General features: G+C 43.5%; 1 protein-coding gene. It reads right to left on the reverse strand.

All coding sequences use genetic code 11. From position 1 onward, the window contains the following. The coding region (locus PVK63_RS19905; RefSeq protein WP_165371258.1) for an alcohol dehydrogenase catalytic domain-containing protein at window positions 1–560 on the reverse strand (560 nt) is incomplete at its 3' end. Window positions 561–572 lie beyond the last annotated feature (12 nt).

The following is a 572-nucleotide window of genomic DNA, read 5'->3' on the forward strand; positions in this document are numbered from 1 at the left end:
CCCATACCAGTCGTTACGCCACAACCTAGAAGACACACTTCTTCAAGCGGTGCTTCTTTAGATACTTTCGCTAAAGAAATCTCAGGAAGTACTGTGTATTCAGAGAACGTAGAGCAACCCATGTAATGGAAAATAGTTTCACCGTTAATAGAGAAACGGCTAGTACCATCAGGCATAAGGCCTTGGCCTTGAGTTTCACGAACCGCCTGACAAAGGTTAGTTTTGCCAGATTTACAGAATTTACACTCACCACATTCCGCAGTGTAAAGAGGGATAACGTGGTCACCAATTTCAAGACCCGTTACGCCTTCACCAACCATTTCAACAATACCGCCACCTTCGTGACCTAAGATTGAAGGGAAGATACCTTCTGGATCATCACCAGATAGAGTGAATAAGTCAGTGTGACATACGCCAGTAGCAACGATGCGAACTAACACTTCACCTGCTTTAGGAAGTTGAACATCTACTTCTTCCATTTTAAGAGGTTCGCCAGCAGCCCAAGCTACCATTGCTTTAGATTTGATGTGAGTTTGACCAGGTTTAATATCAAGAGCCATTGGATTTTCCTT

This window comes from Aliivibrio sp. S2TY2 (genome assembly GCF_028765525.1).
In the GTDB taxonomy this organism is placed as follows: Bacteria; Pseudomonadota; Gammaproteobacteria; order Enterobacterales; family Vibrionaceae; genus Aliivibrio; species Aliivibrio finisterrensis_A.